The sequence below is a fragment of the Alteromonas sp. AO-Serp genome (assembly GCF_017849675.1).
GTDB lineage: Bacteria > Pseudomonadota > Gammaproteobacteria > Enterobacterales > Alteromonadaceae > Alteromonas > Alteromonas macleodii.
On sequence record NZ_JAFLMX010000192.1, the window covers coordinates 1 to 1,851 of the forward strand.

Here is a 1,851-nt window from a genome sequence, read left to right on the forward strand (position 1 = left end):
TTAAAGCGAAGGTAACCACGGTTTAAGTAATGGTTACGCAGCGTTTCCATATCCCCTTGCAGCGTTTGCTGCTGGTAGCGAGTTTCCGACAGGAAATCCCACCAAGGCGTATCGTATTGCAGCTCGAAAGCCTCCATCAGCTCTTCGTCTGAGAAGATTTCGTTACCTACAATATTGATTTGTTCAATTTCAGCCGCGTCGCCCTCTTCGAAAAGTAATTTCAAGTCAACACGGTTACGCGGTAGCGGCGTTATAATAGCCGTCACGTCAGCATTATATTTACCTATGCTGTAAAAGAAGTCTTTCAGGCCATTCTCGATAGAGGTTAGTACGGTCTTATCGAGCGGCTCACCAATACGAACGCCGTTTCCGTCTAAGCTTTCCTGAAGTTGCTCATCTTTAATATCATCGTTGCCTTCAAAGATGATATTACTAATGGTAGGACGCTCAGCGACACGCACGACAAGCGTATTGCCATCACGGAGAATTTCAACATTTTCAAAGTGAGTTGAAGAGTACAACGAGCGAATAAGCTGCGTTACCCTGAATGTATTAAGCTCGTCGCCAACTTGAACGGGCAAGTAGGTTAAGGCTGCACCAAGTGCAACTCGTTGCAAACCTTCTACGCGAATGTCTTCAACGACAAATTCACTGTCTTGCGCCGCAGCATTGGCAAAGCTAGCACTGGAAAGAATGGCTCCGGCTGCTACTAACTGTTTTAACTTCATCTATTTTTCTTTTCCTGGCCGCGTTTTGTATTAGCTGTTTTGTACTTCCTGATTTGTATCAGGTTATGCGAGCGATATCGTTAAAAATTGCGATACCCATGATCATAAACAGAAGCACGCCACCTATTCTGTAACCCCATTCCTGCACCGCTTCAGGCACAGGTTTGCCTGTGATCCACTCCACGATAAAAAACATGAGGTGACCACCGTCAAGCATGGGCAAGGGTAATAAATTTATTATGCCTAAATTTACGCTTATTAAGGCAAGAAAACTCAAAAAGTACGCAAGTCCATACCCAGCACTTGTTCCCGCACCTTGAGCAATTGAGATAGGCCCACTCAAATTCTTCACTGACACGTCGCCCGTGATGAGCTTACCTATCATTTCGACACTGAGTGTCATAAGACGCCATGTTTTATCTAGCGCCTTCCCAATAGCCTCTATAATGCCATATTGATGCGTAAACACATACCCTTCTGGCCAAGGCTCAAATGTTGGGCTTACACCGAGATATCCACTTTGCCCTTGTGGTGTATCGCGGCGCGCTATCGTGGCATCTAACGTCAGTTGTTGTCCATCCCTTTGTATATCAAGCGAGATATTCTCGCCGGGACTTTCAACAATAACGTCAACTAATCGCTCCCACGATGACAACTTAGCGCCATTTAATGCAAGAAGCTCATCACCGGGTTTTAAACCCGCTTGCTGAGCCGCGCTTCCTTCACCTACAAACCCAACGGTTAACGTTGCATCTGGACGATAAGGGGTTAACCCTAAGCTGCTTAAAGGAGACTCACTATCTGGGTCAAAGTTCCAAGAACCCAGTGTAAAAGTCAGTTCTTTTTCAACATTTGACGAATTTTTAACCGTGACATTGGCTTTTTCGGCACCAATATTAGAAACTATTTCCAGATTTACCGCTTCCCAATCAGGCGTATTCCTGTCGCCTACTTTGATAATTTCATCGCCAGGTTGTACACCAGCAATGGCTGCGATGCTCTCTGGCTCAACCTGTTTAACTACTGGCTTAACCGTTTCCAGCCCCACCAGATACATCAACCACAGTGCGAAAAACGCAAAAATAAAGTTAACGCCAGGGCCAGCAGCAATAACCGCCATGCG

2 protein-coding genes are annotated in these 1,851 nt (G+C 45.7%); both read right to left on the reverse strand.

The features are described from left to right. Positions 1–728: POTRA domain-containing protein (locus QVA83_RS13125; RefSeq protein WP_287498535.1), on the reverse strand; the 728-nt coding region annotated here is incomplete at its 3' end. 58 nt (positions 729–786) lie between these two features. Beyond that, positions 787–1,851, reverse strand: a 1,065-nt coding sequence (gene rseP, locus QVA83_RS13130) for an RIP metalloprotease RseP (RefSeq protein WP_287498536.1), incomplete at its 5' end; no start/stop codon positions are given.